The sequence below is a fragment of the Synechococcus sp. MIT S9507 genome (assembly GCF_047304715.1).
Classification (GTDB): domain Bacteria; phylum Cyanobacteriota; class Cyanobacteriia; order PCC-6307; family Cyanobiaceae; genus Synechococcus_C.
The window spans coordinates 2,549,915-2,567,977 of record NZ_CP138970.1 but is presented as its reverse complement, the minus strand read 5'-3'; the positions used below and the strand labels follow the sequence as shown (position 1 = coordinate 2,567,977).

The following is an 18,063-nucleotide window of genomic DNA, read 5'->3' as shown; positions in this document are numbered from 1 at the left end:
AGACCTCTTGGCATGACTGAAAGCGGTTGAGGCAACTTGGCTCGTGACCTGACCATTGTCTTGTTCATGTCTTGAGGAAAGCCGGTGCCTGGAAACAATGAACTGATCCCAGACAACAAGCTAGATACAACGGTGAAGCTCACTGACTCCAGGCCAATACCCGAAAGAATGCCTCCCTTCTAGGAAAGAGGAGGGCGGCATGGAGGGCATGGAGAACGACAGTCACCAACTACTTCAATAGAACTGTACTGAAAGGCAGTATGGCGGATCGATCAGAACTTGATGCTTTGCTGAACGCAGCGGAACTTGAAACGGGACCCAGCACGCCTGCGGCATCAAAACAATTCATGCAGAAAAGCGAAACGGAGCACATCCAACACTGAATACAGACTTCAAGCTCCCACCTGAAATCATTCAGCGGATCAATGCAAGCATGCTAAAGGCATTGGGTTTGAACAATCACCAGGTGGATGGATGAAGTATTCATGTTGTTTGCTGATCTGAAGGCAAAGTACGGCAGCTCAAAAACAATGTCAGAGCGAGACCGGAGCATGCGATGAGGAAGCCAATTCTGAATAAGTCGAGATAAGTTTGACCGTATTGAAGTAACGCTGACATCCCATTGCTGCCGACCGTGAGGCCCAGCGCAAATGCAAAAGTCATATTGCCCCAGACTTTTGGGTGCTGAGCATGACGAACAGCTTCCATTGTCCGTTGAGAGGTCATTGCCACCAGGCCCATGAGGAACACCCCTGCCAGCCCTGCGGAAAGAGCCAACACCCAGACTTTTGAAGTCAACAGTACCAACAACAAACTGATGACACCGGACACATAGATAAGAAGGAGTGTGAATCGACTGCCGATGAGCCCAGCAAGCAAACCACTGCAGCCAGCTCCCAGCGCAGTGCCAAGACCGAGAATACTGAAAATCTGACTTGCCTCAGAAACTCGCAAACCAATATCGCGATGGAGATAGTCAGTTAAAAAGAGCGTGGGGGGCTGGACAGCCACAGCACCCAGGCCGTAGGCAAGTATCAGGCCAAGCAGAACCTTTCTCTGGCCACGATTATGATGATTTAGCACTTCAGATCGCACAAGAGGCTTGCCCGAAGCATGAGACGACAAAGGCCACACCAGGACACAGGCAACGGCTGTGACTGCTGCCTCATAAAACCATGAAACCTGCACATCAAACTCGAGAAAGAATGGCAGAGTCAATGAAATCAATACAATAAACAGTCCATTACCAGCGAAAGAAAGACCACTACATAATTTTTTCCAACGATCACCAATTTGAGAATTCAGCACTGATGGAGTAAGAACAAGCAAAGGTGCGGCAGACAAACCTGCAACAAAACGCGCTACCACCAACCAGCAAAAACCAAAATCAAAAGCAGACATCAGTCCACCAACCAAAGCAATCGCCAATGACAAACGAATCACAAAACGGATCGAAAGATATCGAGGCAAAGCAATGGCAAGAAGGCAACTAGCGAGATAGCCCATGCAATTAGAGCCGCCCAGAAATCCAGCCTCAGGAACACTGACCCAACCATCACGAATCAATGCAGGAATCAGAGGTGTATAGGCATATCGCGATGTACCAAGTGCAATGCCAATTGCACAGACTCCGGCAAGCGTAGCCCTGAAAGGATGTAGGGGCGGATCAGAGAGAACCTCAGAGGACATGTCTGGCTCACTATTACTTCTTTATTAGCGAGGTTTGGCCCTCAGCTCAATCAAAAAACTCGTCCGATGAGTTGATGTTAAGGGCTCCTGATCCCGCTTTCCATCAAAGCAGCTGGCTCATCAACCAGTCATCAGTCTTCGCAAGGCCAATCTTCTGTAAAGCACAAACTGTGCAGCACTATCTTGCCGCGACCTGACCTGAGGTCAGAAAAGGAATCTTGACCTGCGCAGGACTGCTGCAGCTAGTTGTGTGCTCAGAAACAATCATTAAAAGAAATCAATAATCAAACCTTGTTATCGCGAGGTATACATCCCGCAAAGGATGACTAAGGTGCATGATACAGAGCCTCCAGATGATTCCAGATAAGTATCCCGACAGCCCTGCAAAAGCCTTGGTACTGGCAAAAGCACACATCGCTGAACATGGTCATGGAGTGCTGATCGTGAATCAGAAGCAAAAAGACTCTTTCTTCTATCCACACAAAGAAATGCTGATAAACAACACGAATTTAGCAAAAATGCACCAGGAAAAGATTCTGTCAGAAACATGATTGCCGCTGTCGACGACTGCGACTTTTCAAAAGAAGCCATGACTTTCACCATTGCCGAAGGTGACAATTATTTCCAGAAAATTAAAGAATAAGTCGTTCAATCGTTGATCGGCGAGTTAATATTATAGAGTTGATCGTCTGCAGCTTGAAAAAAAGACCAGGTGCACAGCAACCACCTGGTCTTTATTGGTCCGTGTAAGCAGTTGGATTACTCGCTGAGGAGACCCAACTTCATATTCACAGCAGTCTGAAAACGCTCCCGGAATTTTCGCTTACAAGTGGTCGCACTGTTGCCGACACAGCACCGATCAACAGGCAACCAGCTTTTGATCAGAAGCCAGTCCGGTCATCTTTTTGCCTCATCGATACAGATCTGCTTCGCCAGGAAATCCCTGAGAAGCTGCTCGAAAGGAACCATACAGTGATCAGCCATTTCAAAAAAAGCGACAATGCTCTGAATCAACCCAGTGTTGATGAACAGATAGCTGAGATCCTGATCATCAATCTCACGAGGTTTATTTCCTTTCAGCATCAACTCAACAGTTTCAGGGCCACTCACGTTCATGGCAAAGGGCGCATGGTTGAGGTCAAATATCAGTCGTTCCCCTGGACAGACCACGGTCGTGTGCAGCTCAGATTTGAGCACCATCCATTGAAGTTCAGGAATCAAACCACGAGCGAGCAGGAGATTGGGAAATGCCATGCAATAACTGGCTCCCGCACAGACGTTGGACAGAAACAATGGTGACATCCTTTCTCTTGGAATCCGACATCGCCAGTCAGATCACTCCGCATCCACCGGCAGATAATGCTGGTGACCATCGCGAAGATTCAATGTCCAATGAGGGTATCTGGAAAAATCACTGGATTCGAGGCATTTCCACCTTTCCAGAGAGTCATAAGCCAATGCCGCATCGCCGAAAGCCTGCTGAATATCGTTACGCTTAAGAAGACTGTCTAACCTGTTTTCATACAACAACGGGGCAACCACCTGCCATTTCAGAATGTCACTCTCAAGATGTTCAAGCTCAGGATGAAAATGATAATCAAGAATCTGCAATACTGTCCTGATTCTCATCACAGCATAATCAAGCGTTTCGAATTCGCCCCCCCAAATATTCCACAAGTTCTCTATCGATTAACGACAAAAAGTGACTGTCAAGCAGAGTTCCCGCAGACACCTTTCGTTAACAACTATCTGAAAAGGTATGTCAAAAACAACCGACAACGAAGCGCGCAATCAGCGAAACCTGGATCGGGCGACACTGAACCAGGATCAATTGAATTTTGAAATCAGGTTGATATTCCAAAGAATTGCTAACTGAACCTTCAAGTCAGTTACAACTGCGAGCAAATTCTTGCAAAGCATTTAAAGTTTATTGCATAGCAGACCCGCATCAGCACTGTGCACGAATTTCTTCTGATCGCTCAACTCCTGGCTGACAATGACGGTTCTTTTACAGGCTGGGTGGATAGTCGCAATCCCGAAGAGCTTTGCAGAATTTATGTCACCGGAATGATTGATGACACTCTGCTTCCCGGAGGGAGAGCTCAAGACCCATGCGAAGGAGTCGTCAATCCCTTGAAGTATATGGCAAAATAAATTGGAAGTTGAAATAATCAATTAATCCCTCGACAACACACAATCATTGCGGCTTGGTTTCAACCACCTGAAATTATTTTCCGATTATGATTCAGGCTCCTGGAATGCCATAACAGCATCTCTGATGTCGTACCAAAAAACTTCAAAAAACTGGTAACGACCTGTTTTGTCGCTGCAGGCATCGTTACAGGTGCAACCTTGATTCTCTCCCCCGCCGCAGAAGCCCATCATCATTACAACAGACACGAATTTCGAAGAACTCACCATGATTACCGGCATGGAGGCCGATACCTGCCTCGTTGCCGACGGAGTTACAGACGTAACTGGCGAAACGTTCGCAGGGGTTATGAACGCAATTTATTTGGTTACACCTATGGCCTCCCAGGCTATGGATACGGTTACCGATACCGCACAAGGCCTGGAATCGATATTCAGATCAGGCTTTAAAAACGCTGAGGCATCCCTCGTGGCTCTCTTGGCACTGCTGTTTCAGAAAGAATGAATGATGAAATTGACTGAACACAGGTCTGTTTGTCTTCACGGTCAGAGAAACACCACAGGCGAGAGCCACTGATTGCTTGAGAGACTAAAGGCAACACAGTGCGGTGCGATGGCAAATATGGAAGGAATACAATCATGACTCCTGCAAATTCAAATGAGTCAATCGATAGCAGATCATCACTAGATTCTCAATGAGAATGAAAGGCTGTAAACTTTTTCTGACACGACTCACCTGTTTTTAACCTTGAGATGAAAACACTCTCGTTGTTCATGGCACTCATGATTGGTTCACTGGCTGCATGCGACAACAATTACCAGTCAGTTCTGCAGGCAGAGAAAGCATGTGAAGAGTGGGCAAGCAAAGGCACTGAATTCATCCTTGAACCAAGCGGATATCTTGAGAGCATTGAATACAAAGGTGCAGCAACCAATCGATTCTGCGAAAAGAAAGAGATTCAATACATTGGCTATGTATTTGATCTGCCAGAGAATGAAAAACCTATTTTTGCCGATGAGTTGATGCAGTTGAGAGGAGATGCCAAGCCAGCTGAAAAATTCAGGTGGTGAATCAATCAATCAAGCTACAGCAGATGCTTCTAAAGCATGCTGACTTACAGATGATCAAGACATCGCGTTGATCAACTCGAGCCAAGGATTTCCTGAACTTGAGCGAAACAGGACAGAGCTGTTCTTTTTTGCTCACAAACCTGATCGAGTTGGTTGACACTGATCTGATCAGTAAAACTTGTAACAGATGCGAGCCGCTGAACAGACTGATATCAACTGTTAAAAATTTGAACATTGGTACACAGCACTGGCAATCGAGCGCAGGTTCGCAACCATCAACACATCAAAATTATGTCTATGCCTTACAAGCATCAGAACAGCGAAAACGATTTCATAGTGATCGGAGACAAGCGCCGATGGTTCGATACGTCACTTGGGAACAACGATTCCAGCATCGGGCAGCACAGCGGATCGAATCCAGCCTTAACAGCCAAATGGAACAAGCTGACTTGAACGATCGCCATCCCGGAAACACATCATCTGATCCAGTGATACAGCTTATCTGTGGCCAGTCATCTGGACTATTCATGAGCCATGTTGGATGGTCAATCACTAGTCACCCTGGTTCCATAACGAAAAGCCATTGTGATCTCAGCGTTATCTACAACGCAAAGGAATCTGATTCTTCGTTATCCGGTGGACCCACCAGGAGCACATCGCAATCGCGCTGATTCACCTGAATGATCAGGATTCGTCTGGGTAATTCGTCATAGCCTTTCCTGGCCGTGGCGACTGCCTCAACCAGATCGTCCATCGTTGTGAAAGCTCCTCCCTGCAGATCCGATTGGGCTTCCTTCCATAACTGCGCAAATTCCTCACCGGCCTGCATCAGCATCCTGTGCATGGCAATCTCTGCTCCACTCTTTTTCGCAAGAGCGATGAACTGTTTCACCAGCGGGTTCGACATCGCTGCAGAGGCCTTGAGAAAAGTCGGGAGTCCTGAAAGGGTTGTCTCCATGACTTCGTTCTGCTGATCGATCACCACGCACTCAGCGCTGAGATCAAACGCTGTTCTTTCGCTCAGTCGCATCCAGTGCGGCTCGATGTCACTCCAGTTGCGCTTCATGGTTTGATTCTGGCTGTTGTGGCAGCGGAAAACCATTCAGACATTGCTGTGGATCACTCACCGGGAGTCAAACTTCAGGCCTCAGTCGTGAAAACGAAACAGGCATCCACAGACAGGAGCTGAAAGCCAACCCGAGAAAGAAGCACACCTGTCGCTGCACCTGTAAGGAGCTCCGCGCGGAACGACTAAGGTGCCACCCCTCGGGGAGGGGACGTTGACGCGTCAGGTGGACAATCGGGTGGTCGTGATCTGCCGTTCAGACGAAAGCTCGTGGCGACCGAACGGCATCCAGGGGGCTCCCATCGAGTCGTATTCGATCGGAGTTGATCCAATCACCAGGAAGATTCGCAGTGAACGCATCCCTGGAAGCTGCCTGCAGAGCTTCAGCCACAGCGCAGACGGCACGCTGATCGAGTTGTCCAGTGAAGGAACAGGAGTGATCGCTGTTGAGACGATCGATCTGCCGCAAAGCACCTTGGCGGTGGTGCGTCTGGTTTCCAACCATCAGGGAGACGACATCCACCTTGTGGAAGGCGTGAAAGCCGAGGATGTATCGGCTTACAACTGGAGCCTGGAAGCCAAGGAGCGATTTCAGTTCTTCAGGAACCCCTCTCCACCGACGCGATGGGAGGGAAACCTCAGTGACTGGCGACGCAGCGATCTTTACAGATCTCATCAGCGGAATTTCGACCAACGACTGAACAAGGAGTTCGCATCAGCCGTGAATGCCCTCTCGATTCACATCACTCCCGGTGATCAGAGAATTTTTGATTCCTTCATCACCCAAGCCTGTGAGACCAACACAGGGCTGTTCTGGGACATCCGAAAAGCTGCGGCCACCTATGCACTGCAGGGAAGTTTCAGCAAGAACGACCTCAACCGAATGGTTTATCTGGCTCAGGAGGGCATCGCTCCCCAGGAGCTGTCATTTGAATGCACAGCCCAACAGTGCATCAAAGCTCTCTTCGATCACTGCAAACAGTCAGCGGAAGCTCTGAGCGATGAACAGATCTGGGAGGCGCAGACTCGCTGCGATCTGCTCACACTTGATCAGCTGATGCCCATCGTGCAGAACAAGTCGAAATACAAACCGTTCCTGTATCGATGGCTGTGGCGACTTGACGGCAAACCGGATCCCAGTCTGATCGAAAATCCTGACCTCTACGAGATCTACCGAGAGGACTTGATCATGGATCGCGACAAGATCATGGCCGCATTCGGAATTAATGGCGCTCTGGAAGTCGACTACCGCGATCAGGTGATCAACTCGTTGCTTCGTGATGACGGCTGGAACCTGGTGGAGACTGATCGTTTCGAAGAGGAAGAACAACGACGGAGAGCCTGCGATTTGTAGCCCTGCAAGGTCAATATCCCTAGCTTGAATTGCAAGATTCTCCACATCAGACAATCCCACCATGGAACGTATTGACGGACGAGTGCTGATTGGTGTGATCGGAGTGTTTCTGCTTGCGGCCGCAGTTTATGAATACTCACTCGTGCAGGGACTGGCACCGACGCCGTGAAGCCGACAGGTTCATGGCTCAAGGCTGCAGGCATAACTCACGATCCCACCCTTGCGCTGACGGAAATCAGGGTGCTCGGCATCCTCGACCTGCCACCACCAGCGACCATCGGTGTAACTGGGAGCCCCGGAGTTGTTGGTTCTCGGTAATTGCAGTGTGACTCCACGCCAGCTGATCAGAATCACATCCCCAGGCACGGTGCCTTCAGCGCTGTTGGGGATGGGCTGATCCATGGGACCGAAGGCCTCCCGACCCAACTGAATCGGCTCCGCTGTCAGCCGGTCACCATCACAGATCCAGGCCGCTGACACCGGCAGATCAAATCTGAACACGATGAACACAACAAGCAGAAGCTGGAGCAGTCGGCAACCTGGAAACTTGAGCGATCGCCGAGGTTGATCCACAACAGAGTCTGGAAAACGACAGAGTGGCACTGTCGCACCCTTGTGCAGCTCCACTCCAATGCTTCCTCCTTTCATTCCCTTCTGCCCGATCAGCGCCGCAAAGATCGCAGGACTCAAGGCCACCGTGACGCTTTTGTTGATTCTGTTGATCAAATCCAAGCTGCTGCGAGTGAAGATGTCATTGCTCGGCTCCGTGCTCGGACTGATCATGCTCACAGGATTTCTGCTGAGCACCGGGCTGCTCACTCTGGTGGCAGGAGGTGCTGTGGCCTATGCGGCGAATCAGAACAAGGCATGAGCTCACAGTCATCGAAAGCCATGACCCTTCCCGACCGTAATCAGGTTCTGGCCGCGTCAGCAGGCTGGGTGGCCGTGCTGCTGAATGTGGTGCCGGGTCTTGGGGCGGGTTATCTCTACCAGCGCCGCTGGAAGGCGTACTGGATCACATCAGCTCTTGCAACAGCCTGGTTCACGGCAGGAGCGGTTCTGGGTCAGAACCCCACAACAGAGCTGGAACGTCAGGACCAGCTGGTGGGTCTGATCGGACTCCTGTTGCTGGCCGCAGTCACCTCAGCCGAAGCGGGGCTGGCGGTGAAACGGGTGCGTCATGCCCCATGAGGGAATCCCTCTCGCAGAAGAGATCCTTGACTTCTGGTTCGAAGACTGCAAACCCTGGCAATGGTTTCATCGCAACGAGAAGTTCGATCAATCCGTCAGTGAACGCTTCGGCGCACTGGCGGCTACAGCTCAGGAGAATGGTCTGATCCACTGGGAAGTCAATCAGACCTCCGCTTTGGCGCTTGTTCTGCTGCTCGATCAGTTCTCCAGGCAGATCTGGCGTGACAAGGGTCGCGCCTATCGGGGCGACCCCATGGCTCAGCGACTGAGCCAGCTGGCACTCGATCAACACTGGCTACAGAGGGATCCGCACAAAGCCCATCGACAGTTCTGGCTGATGCCGCTGTTGCACGCAGAGCACTTGGAAACGGTGAGCAGGGCAATCCCTCTTCTTGAGAAATGGGTTGACGTTGAAACCGCTGATGTGGCGCGCCGAAACCGCGACATGCTCATCAAACATGGGCGTTATCCATGGAGAGATGGAGCTCTGGGCCGATGATCAGTGGCTGAATCTGGGTTCTGCTGTGAGCTCTGTGGACGATTCGGATCCGTTCATTTCCGAGTGCGCAGTGAAGCGACAACACAGTGGACTCTTGTCTGCGCCGATTGCTGGACAGGGGTCGCTGCACAGCCGGGCTACCGATACGGAGGAACGCGCAAGGCGAATCGACGAAACAGAAAGCGATGAAGTCACAGTTCAGAACCCTTGTCTTCGAACAGAATCTGTGCACACTTGCATCACCTCACTGAGCTGGCATCATCTGCGGAGTTCGAGATGGGTCAGAGGTTGGAGCAATCCAACCTCTTTTTGTTGTGGGCTGATCTATCGGTTCCAATCAATAACGGCTGCAACAGCGGTGGAGAGACCTTGAAAGTCGAACAATCCCAATCACCAAAACTCATTGATCGATGGTGAAGACAATCAGCTCACAACAGAAGATCGTGCAGACCTTCTCATCAACTCAATTCAAGACATGGGAAGCATGGGTAAACGGACCACAAAGCCGACGAAAAACCACTGATCAACTTAAGTATGGGTCAGCTGTCTGACTGGAAATCCACGGGAAGAGTGTTGGAGCAGTCATAGTCGAAGTCCGATTTGCCTCGAGCTTTCGGGCGTTTGCCAATCCGGCGGTTAGGGATACCCGGCGGGTTGGTCAGCGTTGTTAAGCAACCGTTGCAGAAACGTGTTCGTGCAACAGACCAGGCGGAATACTGCAAACCGGATCTAGCACAGCCACTGATCTGAACAAGAGAAACGACACTCACACGAATCAAGGTGATCTCGATGACGATCAGTGCTACAAACTCATGGAAACCTTTCATCCAAGCCCGGCACGACAATCAGATTAAATTCAACCAAGGACTGAATGGTTGAACACAGAGCAAACAATCCTCGACCCTATGGACCATCTGGATTGAACATGAAGAACTCAATAAGAGGCTGGGATAGCAGGCCCAGGTCCAGGCATAAAGCGAAAATCAAAACTGATCCGACTGGTGCTCGTGCTGTTTAATTTCGATCCATGCTCAAGATTGACACCATCAAAAACCAGAGCCTGTCCGGGGTGCATGGTCAACGGCTTAAAATCTTTTGCACCAATTTGATTTTCAACCCAAAGACTATTATCACCTGAAACCATTGTGAGGGGGACCCACACATTCAGCCTTCCATCTTCGACTCCAAAATCACGATCCTTATGAAATACGCTGCTACCCCTGCCGCAGTAATGAAAACGAAAAGAAGGCGGGCATTGGTATGAATCGATGGTCCCAATTTTTCCTACAATAATATCAGATATAAACAAGCGATAATTCTCAACAATATCTTCGAAAGAGCTTGTCAGCTGGTTTAATGTTGGACTTCGATTGAGCCTCCTCACGTTATCTGACGAATGCACGTTTTCCAGGCTTGAGACCCCAAGCACCTCACAGGCCCATTCCTGAAATCGGTATTTGCCTGGATCGTAATCAAGAATTCGCCACTCCATCAACACATTAAAAATGTATTTTTAATACTACCACCTGTTCCCTTTGGAGCTCCAATAATATTTTTAAAGACTACATCTACAAACAAAACCAAGCATCAGGCCTTTGGTTGGCATAGTTGTCGACATACGCAAGAAATGAGATGTTCAGAGGTTTGAGCCTCTGATGCATCAGCTGAATCGAGATCTGCAAATCTCCCCAGGGAAGAAAAAGGTTCTAAGTACTACAAAACCTCTATAAAATTTGCTTGGTCAGAGCAACATTCAAAGGAGAAAGAGAGTCACACTTGAATCCAAGGAAGTGATCAGGAACAAAGACTGGCGTTTCAGATGAGGGGGGACAGCTGCGCCAGGATGGACGATGTGCCGAATCAACCATCCCGTCATGTTTTTATCCGATAAGAAAGTTGTGTCGGAGGAATCACAGTATTGGGTGTCACAGTATCTAGAGAAGTCCGACACACAGGCCTACAAAGTCAGCACATTTTCACTGACCATCGACAGGTAATGCCAATCAATGAAGCACAGGCATCAAGCTCAGACTGACGAAAGCTCTAAGAAGAGCTGTCGGTCGGTCAGCATGCTGGCTTTTTGCCACTCACTCAAATGAACAGGCGAATCGCTTCAACAACAACGATCAGCTGCAAAGCGCGGTAAACCCACTGGTTGGCATGGTCACTCATCGCCAGCTGGGCACCGGCAAGCGAGCCACCAATGCTGCCAAAAACCATGGGGACTCCCACTTGCCACTCCACTTTTCCACTTCTTGCGAAGATCAGAAACGTGGCAAGGCTGAACAAAAAGATCAAACCTGTTTTGATCGGTACAGCTTGCCTTAAGCTGACTCCTCCAACTAAAACTAAACTAAGTAACAGAAAAACAGCAGAATCAACGACAATCAAACCAGCCCAGAAACCGCAGAACGAAGTCAATAACCACAGCTTCATCGACGATTGAGGATCAGCTTTCATGGAATCGTCGGTGTATTCCTTCATCAAACGCTGCGGTCGAATGAATAGAAACAGCAATGCGAAAAATACAGCGATGCGCACGAACAGCAAACTCGTCTGAGTCGTCATCAACGTGGCAATCTCGGCTCCGAACAAGCTGAAAGGAATAAACAGAATTGACAGTTGGAAAACCGATTTCCAGGGAATGAGTTGTTCACGCTCAAAAGACCACAAAGCAGTCGTGCTTCCCAAAAGAATGGGTAATCGGATCGTTGCATTGGCAATATCCGCGGGCATACCGATTGAAAGCAGGGCTGGGAGTATCAGGGTGGAACCACCAGATGCAACAGCATTGAAGAAGCCACAGACAGCGCCAAGAACAAGACCAAGCCCGATCAATGTCCAATCCAGAGTCATCACTTGATCAGCCACGGGGAACACAACTGCAGTCAACAACCAGACCAAGGAAAAACCAAGTATCAAAACACGATCGCAGACAGATCATGATTCAGCTGCTTTCGAGAACGGACTGAACAGTGCTGCAGTGGAGGGGGTTGAGTTGCACCAGCTGAAGCTCCAGCAGATGAACGATGACGGCGCCGGTGCGGTGAATTGGTGGAAGCTGTAAGAACAGGGGTTGCTTGAACCAAGCCGTGAGGATTTTCACCTCGAATTCACCAGGGATTCAAAGATTTCTCAGGCCGTTTGAGCGATAGTGAAAATAGAAATGGCAACAGCATGCAATCGATCACTGCCAGAGTCAATATCGATGAAAACACCATGATGAAAGCATTAACTGCCATGGCAATACTGTCAGGAATTATGGCAATTACAGGTTGCGATGGCAGAACACAAGCAACTTATGAGCGGGAAAAGTCGACCTCGCAGATTATCTCTGATGGAAAGATGCGGGATACAGAGCAAGATGAAATGCAGAAAGCATGTTACGGCCATCCCTTCGTGGAAAGGGGAGCATCACATCAACTTCTCTGCAACGAGTATTTCCGATAAGTCAGCACCAAGGTCATAATCTGATCGTCCAACGACAAGGCAGAGTAAAACAGAATCATTCAGTCTCCTTGTATCCAAATCAAACCCGACCAGGAAATAATTTTTTGACTCGTTGATGTAGCTCAGCCCTGTCTAGTTTTCCCACTGCATTTCTTGGCAAGACATCCACAACAATCCATTCATCTGGCACTTTAAAATCGGCAATGTGAGACGTTGTCCATTGCTTTAACGAATCAAGATCAATCGTTTTTCCTTCTTCACATTCCACAAAAGCAACAACCTGCTGGCCATGTAGTCCTGGTGGTGTTCCAACAACAGCTGTTTCAGAGATCAGAGGATGATTATCCAGAACACTTTCAACTTCTCCGGGAGCAATATTTGCCCCCCTTTTGACGATGATTTCCTTGAACCTGCCAATAAACCAGATATAGCCATCCTCATCGATTCGACCCTGGTCGCCTGAATGCAACCATCCGTTTCTGATGGTTTCCTGAGTATGTTCTGGATCCTCCCAATAGCCGATCGTCATGCTTGATGAGCGAATACACAGCTCGCCAACTTGACCGGCTGGTAATTCGCTGCCTTCAGAATCTCTGATACTCACTTCAACTCCCAACCTCGGCCTGCCTGCAGATCCCTGCTTCACCTGCTCACCGGGATGCCGGAATGCATACCCTTCGCATTCGGTCATTCCTATGACTTGATTCAGCGGCTGATCAGAGACCTGTTTCCAGGCACTGTAAAGATGAGGAGTCACATAATCTCCGACGCATTCCATTGATCTGAAGCCGCTGAAATCAATACTTTCGGAAGCTGTATCCATGAGAATGTCATGAAGGAGAGATGGCAGGATGACAGATCGAGTTGGGATGTACTTGTTACAGGAATCCAGCCAATCAGAGGAACTGAATCGCTCTAAAAGAACTGCTGTGCCGCCAACAATAATGGCTGGTATCAGAGAACCCAAACTTGCAGAGACATGCACCAGTTGAGTGGACAGAATCCATATATCATCATCTTTTAAATTCATCGTCGCTGCCCGACTCTCACCAGTGTCTATGATTGACTGCGCCGTGTGAATGACACCTTTTGGCTTTGATGTTGAACCGGAAGTAAAGAATATTGCTGCTGGCTCGCCACCTTTCGGCGGATCAGCATTGAAAGCAATTTCATTTGTTTCAAATACCCTCTCCCTCCACGGTGAGCCCACTTCTTCGATTGCATTATCGAATGTATAACAATACTCAGTGCATTCTGGACACTTGAACCGGCCAGCAAGACCTGCCGCAATCTGATCTTGAATAATAGCCAAGCGAACATTGCAGCGCTTGAGAGCATATTCAACCTCAGGCGCTTTATAGAGATGATTCAGAGGAACTGCAATGCAACCTATTCTCCATACGGCAAAAAACAATGCAGCCAGATCTTGGTTGTTGCAAGACATCAAAGCAACGCGATCACCTTTGGAAAGCTGATGAGCTTTCAGACAAGCCGCGTGCCGGTCGATCAATTGGTCAAAATTTTCATAACTGATTGCCTCAGCATTAACAACAAGAGCAGTCTTGTCAGCGTGTATCTCTAAAGCATGTTTTGCAATGGACCTGAAATCAAGCATGTGAAAGCAAGGGCTGATGAGAGGAGGCGTAGTTCAAGCTTAAATCCTGCAATCTATTATTTCCACTTTTCAGAAAGCATGTTGAACTATTTTTTGTAAATCCATAGTCATTGCACGTATGACTTCATCAGCATCCTTGCTTAATGATCTAAGATTATCCTTGAAGTCCGTACTTGGATTCCAATAAGCAATATAAGTAATTTGATTTTCTCTTCATACGGCAACTGTCAAAGGAACAAACAGGCTGCCAACAGGATTAGCTTTGATAATTGGAGCTTCAAAGGAGGGCAAACCGACGAGCAGAGCAGTATTTTCAGGAATTTCCAAACCTTGTGATTTAGCGATGGATTGATGATCAATCACACCCTTAACAATAAAATTATTTTTTTGAAATCTCTTTTCAAAGCTCCTACTACTTATTCGACGCTTTTGGGAGTCTTGCGTGAGACCACGTAGTTCTTCAATGGTCCATCCAGGCTGGACAAAGCAGGACTGAGCGGCGCTGCTTCAGCTGGATAGAGGTTTGATGTGGCAACCGGCAAAAAAAAATCCTGTGACTGTAGCGGTAGCCATGGCAGCAAAAACATTCATTGGAGATTGTTTGACATAAGCTTTTCCCATCGTGGCTACGTGCTTAATTTTTGACAATTTTTCGTTAATCAGTTCTGTCTTCTCACTAATGCACAAATGGACTTTGCAGTCCTGTTCGTTCCTCACCCCTCTCCGATCTTCGATGCATGCTGATCAACAGCGACGTATCCCGGCCTGGTCTGCAGCCACAGTGAGGAATCAAGCAGGTGAATCGTTTGCAGTGAAGACAGAGACCGGTCAGCTGCCATCAACCCGGAGACACACCGCGTTCCACCAGCCGGAAGCAACACAGACCTCTGCGGTTGAACGCGGCGATTCACTGACGACAGCAGAATGAGCTGGATCGATGTTTCTTATGCGCCTTCTTGCATCGCTGCTCGCCTTGTGCATCACCCTGCTGTTTCCGTCCAGGGTCAATGCAGGCTCACTGGAGATTGACATTCATTCCATCTCCAAAGACGGAATCGGTGAATCGATTGGCACTGTTCTGGCAAGCGACAGCGGAAACGGACTGGTGATCACACCATCCCTCACCGGTCTGAGCGAGGGTGAGCACGGCTTCCATCTGCATGCCGGCACGTCCTGCCAGGCTGACCTGAATGATGACAATGTCAGTGTTGCCGGCCTCGCCGCAAAGGGTCACTGGGATCCCGACAACACCAACACCCACAGCGGACCGTTCGGAGACGGCCATCGTGGTGATCTAAGCCGTCTGATCGTGAACGCCGATGGCAGCACCACCACTGAGGTTGTTGCTCCGCGTCTGCGCACTGCTGATTTGCTCGGACGCGCGCTGATCGTGCATTCAGGAGGAGACACCTACAGCGACATCCCCCCCCTTGGAGGTGGAGGAGCGCGCATCGCCTGCGGGGTTGCAGGATGAGCGGGCGGCGTTGGCTCAGAAACTGCTCTGACTCTGACCGGCGAAACGTCCTTGATAGTTCTCTTCACCATCAAGGGTCTGGAAGATGAACTGACAAATCGCCGTACCAGGATGAACAGCCAGTGGAGCAGGACCGAAATTACTCATTTCAAGCACCTGCTGGCTGTCGATGCCCGGCCCCATGAAGGGAGCGCTGATATGCACCATCAAACCAAGGCGTGCGAAACGACTTCGTCCCTCAAGCCATCCACAGAGACCCGGACCGAGCCTCAAACGCTCTTCGGTAATTCCGAGGATGGTTTCGCCGGGCATGATCAGGATGTGCTCGCCCTCCGCAACATCGACCTTGTCGGTGAACGAGCGATAGTCGATGGTTTCATTCACATCGACTATTTCGTGCACCTTGCGAAACACACGAAAACTGCTGGCAAGGGTGAGATCCACTGAAGCAGGACCCACGTGCTCCGGAATGAACGGAGTGATGGTGATCAACCCATGGTCGATTGCACGCAGAATGGCGCGACGCCCGAGAACGGCCATGAACAAGTTGACTGGCCATTCAGGTTATGGACAACTGTGGCTTGAAGCCAGTGGTCCAGACAGAACGCGCATCAGCCGAAAGTCCGACCGTTCCAACCAAGAGCACTGGCGGGAACATCATCAAAGGTGATGTAGATCCTGTCAGCAGGAATCCCGGTACGGGCCGTGATCAGCTCACAGAACGCAGCTGTCATGGCAGGAGGACGAAGAGCTCCGATCGACTTGATCTCAACAAACGCAGCAGGAGCACTGCTGCCTGCGAACGTCATCGGAACATCGGTTTCAAGGAGAGTCATCACATAATCCTCGGGCTTTCCTGTCTGCTCAGCGAGCATTGCCGAAAGTTCAAGCAGCAACTCATCGCGTCTTTCGACAGCAGCGAGAGAAGTGCGCAGATTGATCAGTGGCACGAAACCAGTTCAGACATATCCCATTCTGATCGTCTTCAACGGTTCTGAGACTCTCTGAAGGCCTGGAGTTTGTCGATGTCCTTTCCCTGATCGATTGCATAATCAGTGAGTATCAGAGCCTTGCCGATGGTTCCGAGGGCGTACTCGATGCGATCGAGATCAGCGCAGCCCTGCTGGTCGGCGCGAGCAGCACGGATGACAGATGGTGTGAGCTGGTCAGCCAGCTGCTCGATCGATACAGCAATGGAACTGGCCTGAATGAGGAGGTCGCTGGAGCCCACAGTTCAAAACAGTTGCTTCTAAGCCGATGATGCCAGCTGAGGTCGCCCAAGGGCCAGGGAACTGCAGAATCAGCGGTGATGGAAGCGGTTCCAGACTCGACGATGCCAGGGAGTGATGTCCCGGGGAGGTGCAGATTCGCCGCGTTGCGTTCGTTCCAACTGGTCAATTTCCAGACGGATCTGCTTCAGTGCAGGAATCAGCAGAAGCGCTGCAATCAATCCGACAACAAGCAGCAGAGGGAGAAGAGTGACCAACCAGACTGTGACGATGACAATGGCGGCAAGACTGATCAACTGCTGAAGCCACATGGGTCGACGACGCCCAGGCAGTTGCTTCATGCGGAACAGAGCGACTTGACGTGCCAAGCAGAACACAGGGTGAGGACGAGCGACAACCTCACCGACACATCTGCTGGATTCTCCACTGAATTGCAACAGCGGAAGAGGCAGCAGGAACAGCGTCTTCAAGGCCGACATTGTTGAGCATCAGAACGAGGAATGCCCACAACTGAACGAGAGCCATTGACGCAGGCAACAGAGCTGGTCACCGCTTGCCCAGCAGTTGGATGAAAGTAAAACCAGTTGAACTCAATGTTCAGGATCAATGTGCTGTTTTTTGCAACAACAACCAAAAAATCAAATTAGATTAATATAAATTCATTAGCTCAATGAAGATTAACCTTCCCTCGATCAAGACATTGAGGATGAGCCTGGAAGAAAAACTTATAAGCGACAAAACATACATCGCGACGTTGCTGATTTTCAATGTGGCCTATATCCTTCCAAAATTCAATGGGACATCCGACCCTTCAAGCATCCTGATTGCCACGGTCCCACCCGCATTCATCATTTCAATTGTGATCACATTCGCCAGAGACCGCTACATCAAAAACACACTGATTAGACGCCTGATGGAGGATTCCTATATTCCATCCGTGTACAAAAGCAAGATAGACCTCAGAGCACTGGGCAACCCCACACCCTTGAAAAAAGAAAGAGCTAAAACAAGACAATGGATTGAAGCCAATATTCTTGATCGAATCAGCAGCAAATGATGCTGCCATCAATTCCCGAACTTCCTCACACAACAGCACTGACAATATCAGTTTCAACCGGCAATAGCCAAAGCAATGATCATTCTCCTTAAAACCAAAATATGAACAAATCAAATTAATTTGCCATACGATTGACAAAACTATTTCCCAATTGCCAATGAATACCATTGATTAAATGTATATCTTTGCGAATTGTTGAGGCTCGTGTTGGAAATGA

Annotated in this window: 26 protein-coding genes; 10 read left to right on the top strand and 16 right to left on the bottom strand. The window is 49.3% G+C overall.

Annotated elements, in window-relative coordinates:
* Positions 1-483: 483 nt before the first annotated feature.
* Complete coding sequence (locus SIB83_RS14055) at positions 484-1,689, bottom strand: YbfB/YjiJ family MFS transporter (protein ID WP_413746201.1); 1,206 nt, start codon at positions 1,687-1,689, stop codon at positions 484-486.
* Between the two features lie 353 nt (positions 1,690-2,042).
* Between SIB83_RS14055 and SIB83_RS14050 the strand changes: the two genes are divergently transcribed.
* On the top strand, positions 2,043-2,240 hold the full coding sequence (locus SIB83_RS14050; RefSeq protein ID WP_413746200.1) for a hypothetical protein: 198 nt from the start codon (positions 2,043-2,045) through the stop codon (positions 2,238-2,240).
* A gap of 346 nt (positions 2,241-2,586) precedes the next feature.
* Here the strand turns inward: SIB83_RS14050 and SIB83_RS14045 are convergent, their stop codons facing one another.
* The gene (locus SIB83_RS14045) at positions 2,587-2,889 is read right to left on the bottom strand and encodes a hypothetical protein (RefSeq protein ID WP_413746199.1); all 303 of its coding nucleotides are present in this window, start codon (positions 2,887-2,889) and stop codon (positions 2,587-2,589) included.
* A gap of 135 nt (positions 2,890-3,024) precedes the next feature.
* On the bottom strand, positions 3,025-3,300 hold the full coding sequence (locus SIB83_RS14040) for a hypothetical protein (protein WP_413746198.1): 276 nt from the start codon (positions 3,298-3,300) through the stop codon (positions 3,025-3,027).
* Between the two features lie 808 nt (positions 3,301-4,108).
* Here SIB83_RS14040 and SIB83_RS14035 point away from each other — a divergent pair.
* Together SIB83_RS14035 and SIB83_RS14030 are read left to right on the top strand one after the other, a co-directional pair.
* Positions 4,109-4,345: a hypothetical protein gene (locus SIB83_RS14035; RefSeq protein WP_413746197.1), complete on the top strand. Its 237-nt coding sequence runs from the start codon at positions 4,109-4,111 to the stop codon at positions 4,343-4,345.
* A gap of 269 nt (positions 4,346-4,614) precedes the next feature.
* Entirely contained in the window at positions 4,615-4,911 is a 297-nt protein-coding gene (locus tag SIB83_RS14030; RefSeq protein ID WP_413402057.1) for a hypothetical protein, read from the top strand.
* A 601-nt stretch (positions 4,912-5,512) separates the two neighbouring features.
* Here SIB83_RS14030 and SIB83_RS14025 read toward each other — a convergent pair.
* The gene (locus SIB83_RS14025; protein ID WP_413746196.1) at positions 5,513-5,977 is read right to left on the bottom strand and encodes a hypothetical protein; all 465 of its coding nucleotides are present in this window, start codon (positions 5,975-5,977) and stop codon (positions 5,513-5,515) included.
* Between the two features lie 214 nt (positions 5,978-6,191).
* Here SIB83_RS14025 and SIB83_RS14020 point away from each other — a divergent pair, with 214 nt between their 5' ends.
* Positions 6,192-7,331, top strand: a complete 1,140-nt coding sequence (locus SIB83_RS14020; RefSeq protein ID WP_413746195.1) for a hypothetical protein — start codon at positions 6,192-6,194, stop codon at positions 7,329-7,331.
* 180 nt (positions 7,332-7,511) lie between these two features.
* On the opposite strand, the gene SIB83_RS14015 is transcribed toward SIB83_RS14020, so the two are convergent.
* A complete protein-coding gene (locus SIB83_RS14015; protein ID WP_413745338.1) occupies positions 7,512-7,958 on the bottom strand; it encodes a hypothetical protein in 447 nt (148 codons plus the stop codon).
* A gap of 4 nt (positions 7,959-7,962) precedes the next feature.
* On the opposite strand from SIB83_RS14015, the gene SIB83_RS14010 reads away from it, so the two are divergent.
* Genes SIB83_RS14010 through SIB83_RS14000 form a run of 3 tightly spaced genes read left to right on the top strand, consistent with a single transcriptional unit; the run spans position 7,963 to position 9,021 of the window.
* Positions 7,963-8,202 carry a hypothetical protein gene (locus SIB83_RS14010; protein ID WP_413402049.1) on the top strand — a complete coding sequence of 80 codons (240 nt, stop codon included), beginning with the start codon at positions 7,963-7,965 and terminating at the stop codon, positions 8,200-8,202.
* A gap of 20 nt (positions 8,203-8,222) precedes the next feature.
* On the top strand, positions 8,223-8,522 hold the full coding sequence (locus SIB83_RS14005) for a hypothetical protein (protein WP_413402047.1): 300 nt from the start codon (positions 8,223-8,225) through the stop codon (positions 8,520-8,522).
* Positions 8,512-9,021: a DUF924 family protein gene (locus SIB83_RS14000; protein ID WP_413746194.1), complete on the top strand. Its 510-nt coding sequence runs from the start codon at positions 8,512-8,514 to the stop codon at positions 9,019-9,021. Before SIB83_RS14005 ends, SIB83_RS14000 begins: the two co-directional genes overlap by 11 nt.
* Positions 9,022-9,560: 539 nt before the next feature.
* Here SIB83_RS14000 and SIB83_RS13995 read toward each other — a convergent pair.
* The 4 genes from SIB83_RS13995 to SIB83_RS13980 all read right to left on the bottom strand — a co-directional run bounded on the left by SIB83_RS13995 (position 9,561) and on the right by SIB83_RS13980 (position 12,127).
* Positions 9,561-9,848: a hypothetical protein gene (locus tag SIB83_RS13995; RefSeq protein ID WP_413402043.1), complete on the bottom strand. Its 288-nt coding sequence runs from the start codon at positions 9,846-9,848 to the stop codon at positions 9,561-9,563.
* A 107-nt stretch (positions 9,849-9,955) separates the two neighbouring features.
* Positions 9,956-10,513 (bottom strand): hypothetical protein, encoded by a 558-nt coding sequence (locus SIB83_RS13990; RefSeq protein ID WP_413402042.1) that lies wholly within the window; start codon positions 10,511-10,513, stop codon positions 9,956-9,958.
* 599 nt (positions 10,514-11,112) lie between these two features.
* Positions 11,113-11,892 (bottom strand): sulfite exporter TauE/SafE family protein, encoded by a 780-nt coding sequence (locus SIB83_RS13985; protein ID WP_413402040.1) that lies wholly within the window; start codon positions 11,890-11,892, stop codon positions 11,113-11,115.
* A gap of 76 nt (positions 11,893-11,968) precedes the next feature.
* Positions 11,969-12,127, bottom strand: coding sequence for a hypothetical protein (locus SIB83_RS13980; RefSeq protein ID WP_413402038.1), 159 nt, complete (start codon positions 12,125-12,127; stop codon positions 11,969-11,971).
* A 71-nt stretch (positions 12,128-12,198) separates the two neighbouring features.
* On the opposite strand from SIB83_RS13980, the gene SIB83_RS13975 reads away from it, so the two are divergent.
* Complete coding sequence (locus SIB83_RS13975) at positions 12,199-12,471, top strand: hypothetical protein (RefSeq protein WP_413439750.1); 273 nt, start codon at positions 12,199-12,201, stop codon at positions 12,469-12,471.
* A gap of 79 nt (positions 12,472-12,550) precedes the next feature.
* Here the strand turns inward: SIB83_RS13975 and SIB83_RS13970 are convergent, their stop codons facing one another.
* From SIB83_RS13970 to SIB83_RS13960, 3 genes are all read right to left on the bottom strand, one after another.
* Positions 12,551-14,086 (bottom strand): class I adenylate-forming enzyme family protein, encoded by a 1,536-nt coding sequence (locus SIB83_RS13970; RefSeq protein ID WP_413746193.1) that lies wholly within the window; start codon positions 14,084-14,086, stop codon positions 12,551-12,553.
* 213 nt (positions 14,087-14,299) lie between these two features.
* Positions 14,300-14,449: a DUF302 domain-containing protein gene (locus tag SIB83_RS13965; RefSeq protein WP_413402034.1), complete on the bottom strand. Its 150-nt coding sequence runs from the start codon at positions 14,447-14,449 to the stop codon at positions 14,300-14,302.
* Positions 14,450-14,799: 350 nt separating this feature from the next.
* The gene (locus tag SIB83_RS13960; protein ID WP_413402033.1) at positions 14,800-14,925 is read right to left on the bottom strand and encodes a hypothetical protein; all 126 of its coding nucleotides are present in this window, start codon (positions 14,923-14,925) and stop codon (positions 14,800-14,802) included.
* A 107-nt stretch (positions 14,926-15,032) separates the two neighbouring features.
* Between SIB83_RS13960 and SIB83_RS13955 the strand changes: the two genes are divergently transcribed.
* Positions 15,033-15,560, top strand: coding sequence for a superoxide dismutase family protein (locus tag SIB83_RS13955; protein ID WP_413406371.1), 528 nt, complete (start codon positions 15,033-15,035; stop codon positions 15,558-15,560).
* Positions 15,561-15,575: 15 nt separating this feature from the next.
* Here SIB83_RS13955 and dcd read toward each other — a convergent pair whose 3' ends face one another.
* The 4 genes from dcd to SIB83_RS13935 all read right to left on the bottom strand — a co-directional run bounded on the left by dcd (position 15,576) and on the right by SIB83_RS13935 (position 17,268).
* Complete coding sequence (gene dcd / locus SIB83_RS13950) at positions 15,576-16,100, bottom strand: dCTP deaminase (protein ID WP_413402031.1); 525 nt, start codon at positions 16,098-16,100, stop codon at positions 15,576-15,578.
* Between the two features lie 71 nt (positions 16,101-16,171).
* Positions 16,172-16,510: a phenylpyruvate tautomerase MIF-related protein gene (locus tag SIB83_RS13945; RefSeq protein WP_413746192.1), complete on the bottom strand. Its 339-nt coding sequence runs from the start codon at positions 16,508-16,510 to the stop codon at positions 16,172-16,174.
* Between the two features lie 35 nt (positions 16,511-16,545).
* Entirely contained in the window at positions 16,546-16,791 is a 246-nt protein-coding gene (locus tag SIB83_RS13940) for a hypothetical protein (RefSeq protein ID WP_413402028.1), read from the bottom strand.
* Positions 16,792-16,860: 69 nt separating this feature from the next.
* Positions 16,861-17,268 (bottom strand): hypothetical protein, encoded by a 408-nt coding sequence (locus SIB83_RS13935; RefSeq protein ID WP_413746191.1) that lies wholly within the window; start codon positions 17,266-17,268, stop codon positions 16,861-16,863.
* Between the two features lie 227 nt (positions 17,269-17,495).
* Here SIB83_RS13935 and SIB83_RS13930 point away from each other — a divergent pair, with 227 nt between their 5' ends.
* On the top strand, positions 17,496-17,846 hold the full coding sequence (locus tag SIB83_RS13930) for a hypothetical protein (protein WP_413746190.1): 351 nt from the start codon (positions 17,496-17,498) through the stop codon (positions 17,844-17,846).
* Positions 17,847-18,063 lie beyond the last annotated feature (217 nt).

Coding starts and splice junctions, on each gene's coding strand:
- SIB83_RS13975 (WP_413439750.1), top strand. CDS start 12,199: ATGCAATCGATCACTGCCAGAGTCAATATCGATGAAAACACCATGATG.
- SIB83_RS14045 (WP_413746199.1), bottom strand. CDS start 2,889: ATGGTGCTCAAATCTGAGCTGCACACGACCGTGGTCTGTCCAGGGGAA.
- SIB83_RS13935 (WP_413746191.1), bottom strand. CDS start 17,268: ATGTCGGCCTTGAAGACGCTGTTCCTGCTGCCTCTTCCGCTGTTGCAA.
- SIB83_RS13990 (WP_413402042.1), bottom strand. CDS start 10,513: ATGGAGTGGCGAATTCTTGATTACGATCCAGGCAAATACCGATTTCAG.
- SIB83_RS14055 (WP_413746201.1), bottom strand. CDS start 1,689: ATGTCCTCTGAGGTTCTCTCTGATCCGCCCCTACATCCTTTCAGGGCT.
- dcd (WP_413402031.1), bottom strand. CDS start 16,100: ATGGCCGTTCTCGGGCGTCGCGCCATTCTGCGTGCAATCGACCATGGG.
- SIB83_RS13995 (WP_413402043.1), bottom strand. CDS start 9,848: ATGAAAGGTTTCCATGAGTTTGTAGCACTGATCGTCATCGAGATCACC.
- SIB83_RS13955 (WP_413406371.1), top strand. CDS start 15,033: ATGCGCCTTCTTGCATCGCTGCTCGCCTTGTGCATCACCCTGCTGTTT.
- SIB83_RS14035 (WP_413746197.1), top strand. CDS start 4,109: ATGATTACCGGCATGGAGGCCGATACCTGCCTCGTTGCCGACGGAGTT.
- SIB83_RS14025 (WP_413746196.1), bottom strand. CDS start 5,977: ATGAAGCGCAACTGGAGTGACATCGAGCCGCACTGGATGCGACTGAGC.
- SIB83_RS13930 (WP_413746190.1), top strand. CDS start 17,496: ATGAGCCTGGAAGAAAAACTTATAAGCGACAAAACATACATCGCGACG.
- SIB83_RS13970 (WP_413746193.1), bottom strand. CDS start 14,086: ATGCTTGATTTCAGGTCCATTGCAAAACATGCTTTAGAGATACACGCT.
- SIB83_RS14030 (WP_413402057.1), top strand. CDS start 4,615: ATGGCACTCATGATTGGTTCACTGGCTGCATGCGACAACAATTACCAG.
- SIB83_RS14050 (WP_413746200.1), top strand. CDS start 2,043: ATGATTCCAGATAAGTATCCCGACAGCCCTGCAAAAGCCTTGGTACTG.
- SIB83_RS13960 (WP_413402033.1), bottom strand. CDS start 14,925: ATGGCAGCTGACCGGTCTCTGTCTTCACTGCAAACGATTCACCTGCTT.
- SIB83_RS14000 (WP_413746194.1), top strand. CDS start 8,512: ATGCCCCATGAGGGAATCCCTCTCGCAGAAGAGATCCTTGACTTCTGG.
- SIB83_RS14010 (WP_413402049.1), top strand. CDS start 7,963: ATGCTTCCTCCTTTCATTCCCTTCTGCCCGATCAGCGCCGCAAAGATC.
- SIB83_RS14005 (WP_413402047.1), top strand. CDS start 8,223: ATGACCCTTCCCGACCGTAATCAGGTTCTGGCCGCGTCAGCAGGCTGG.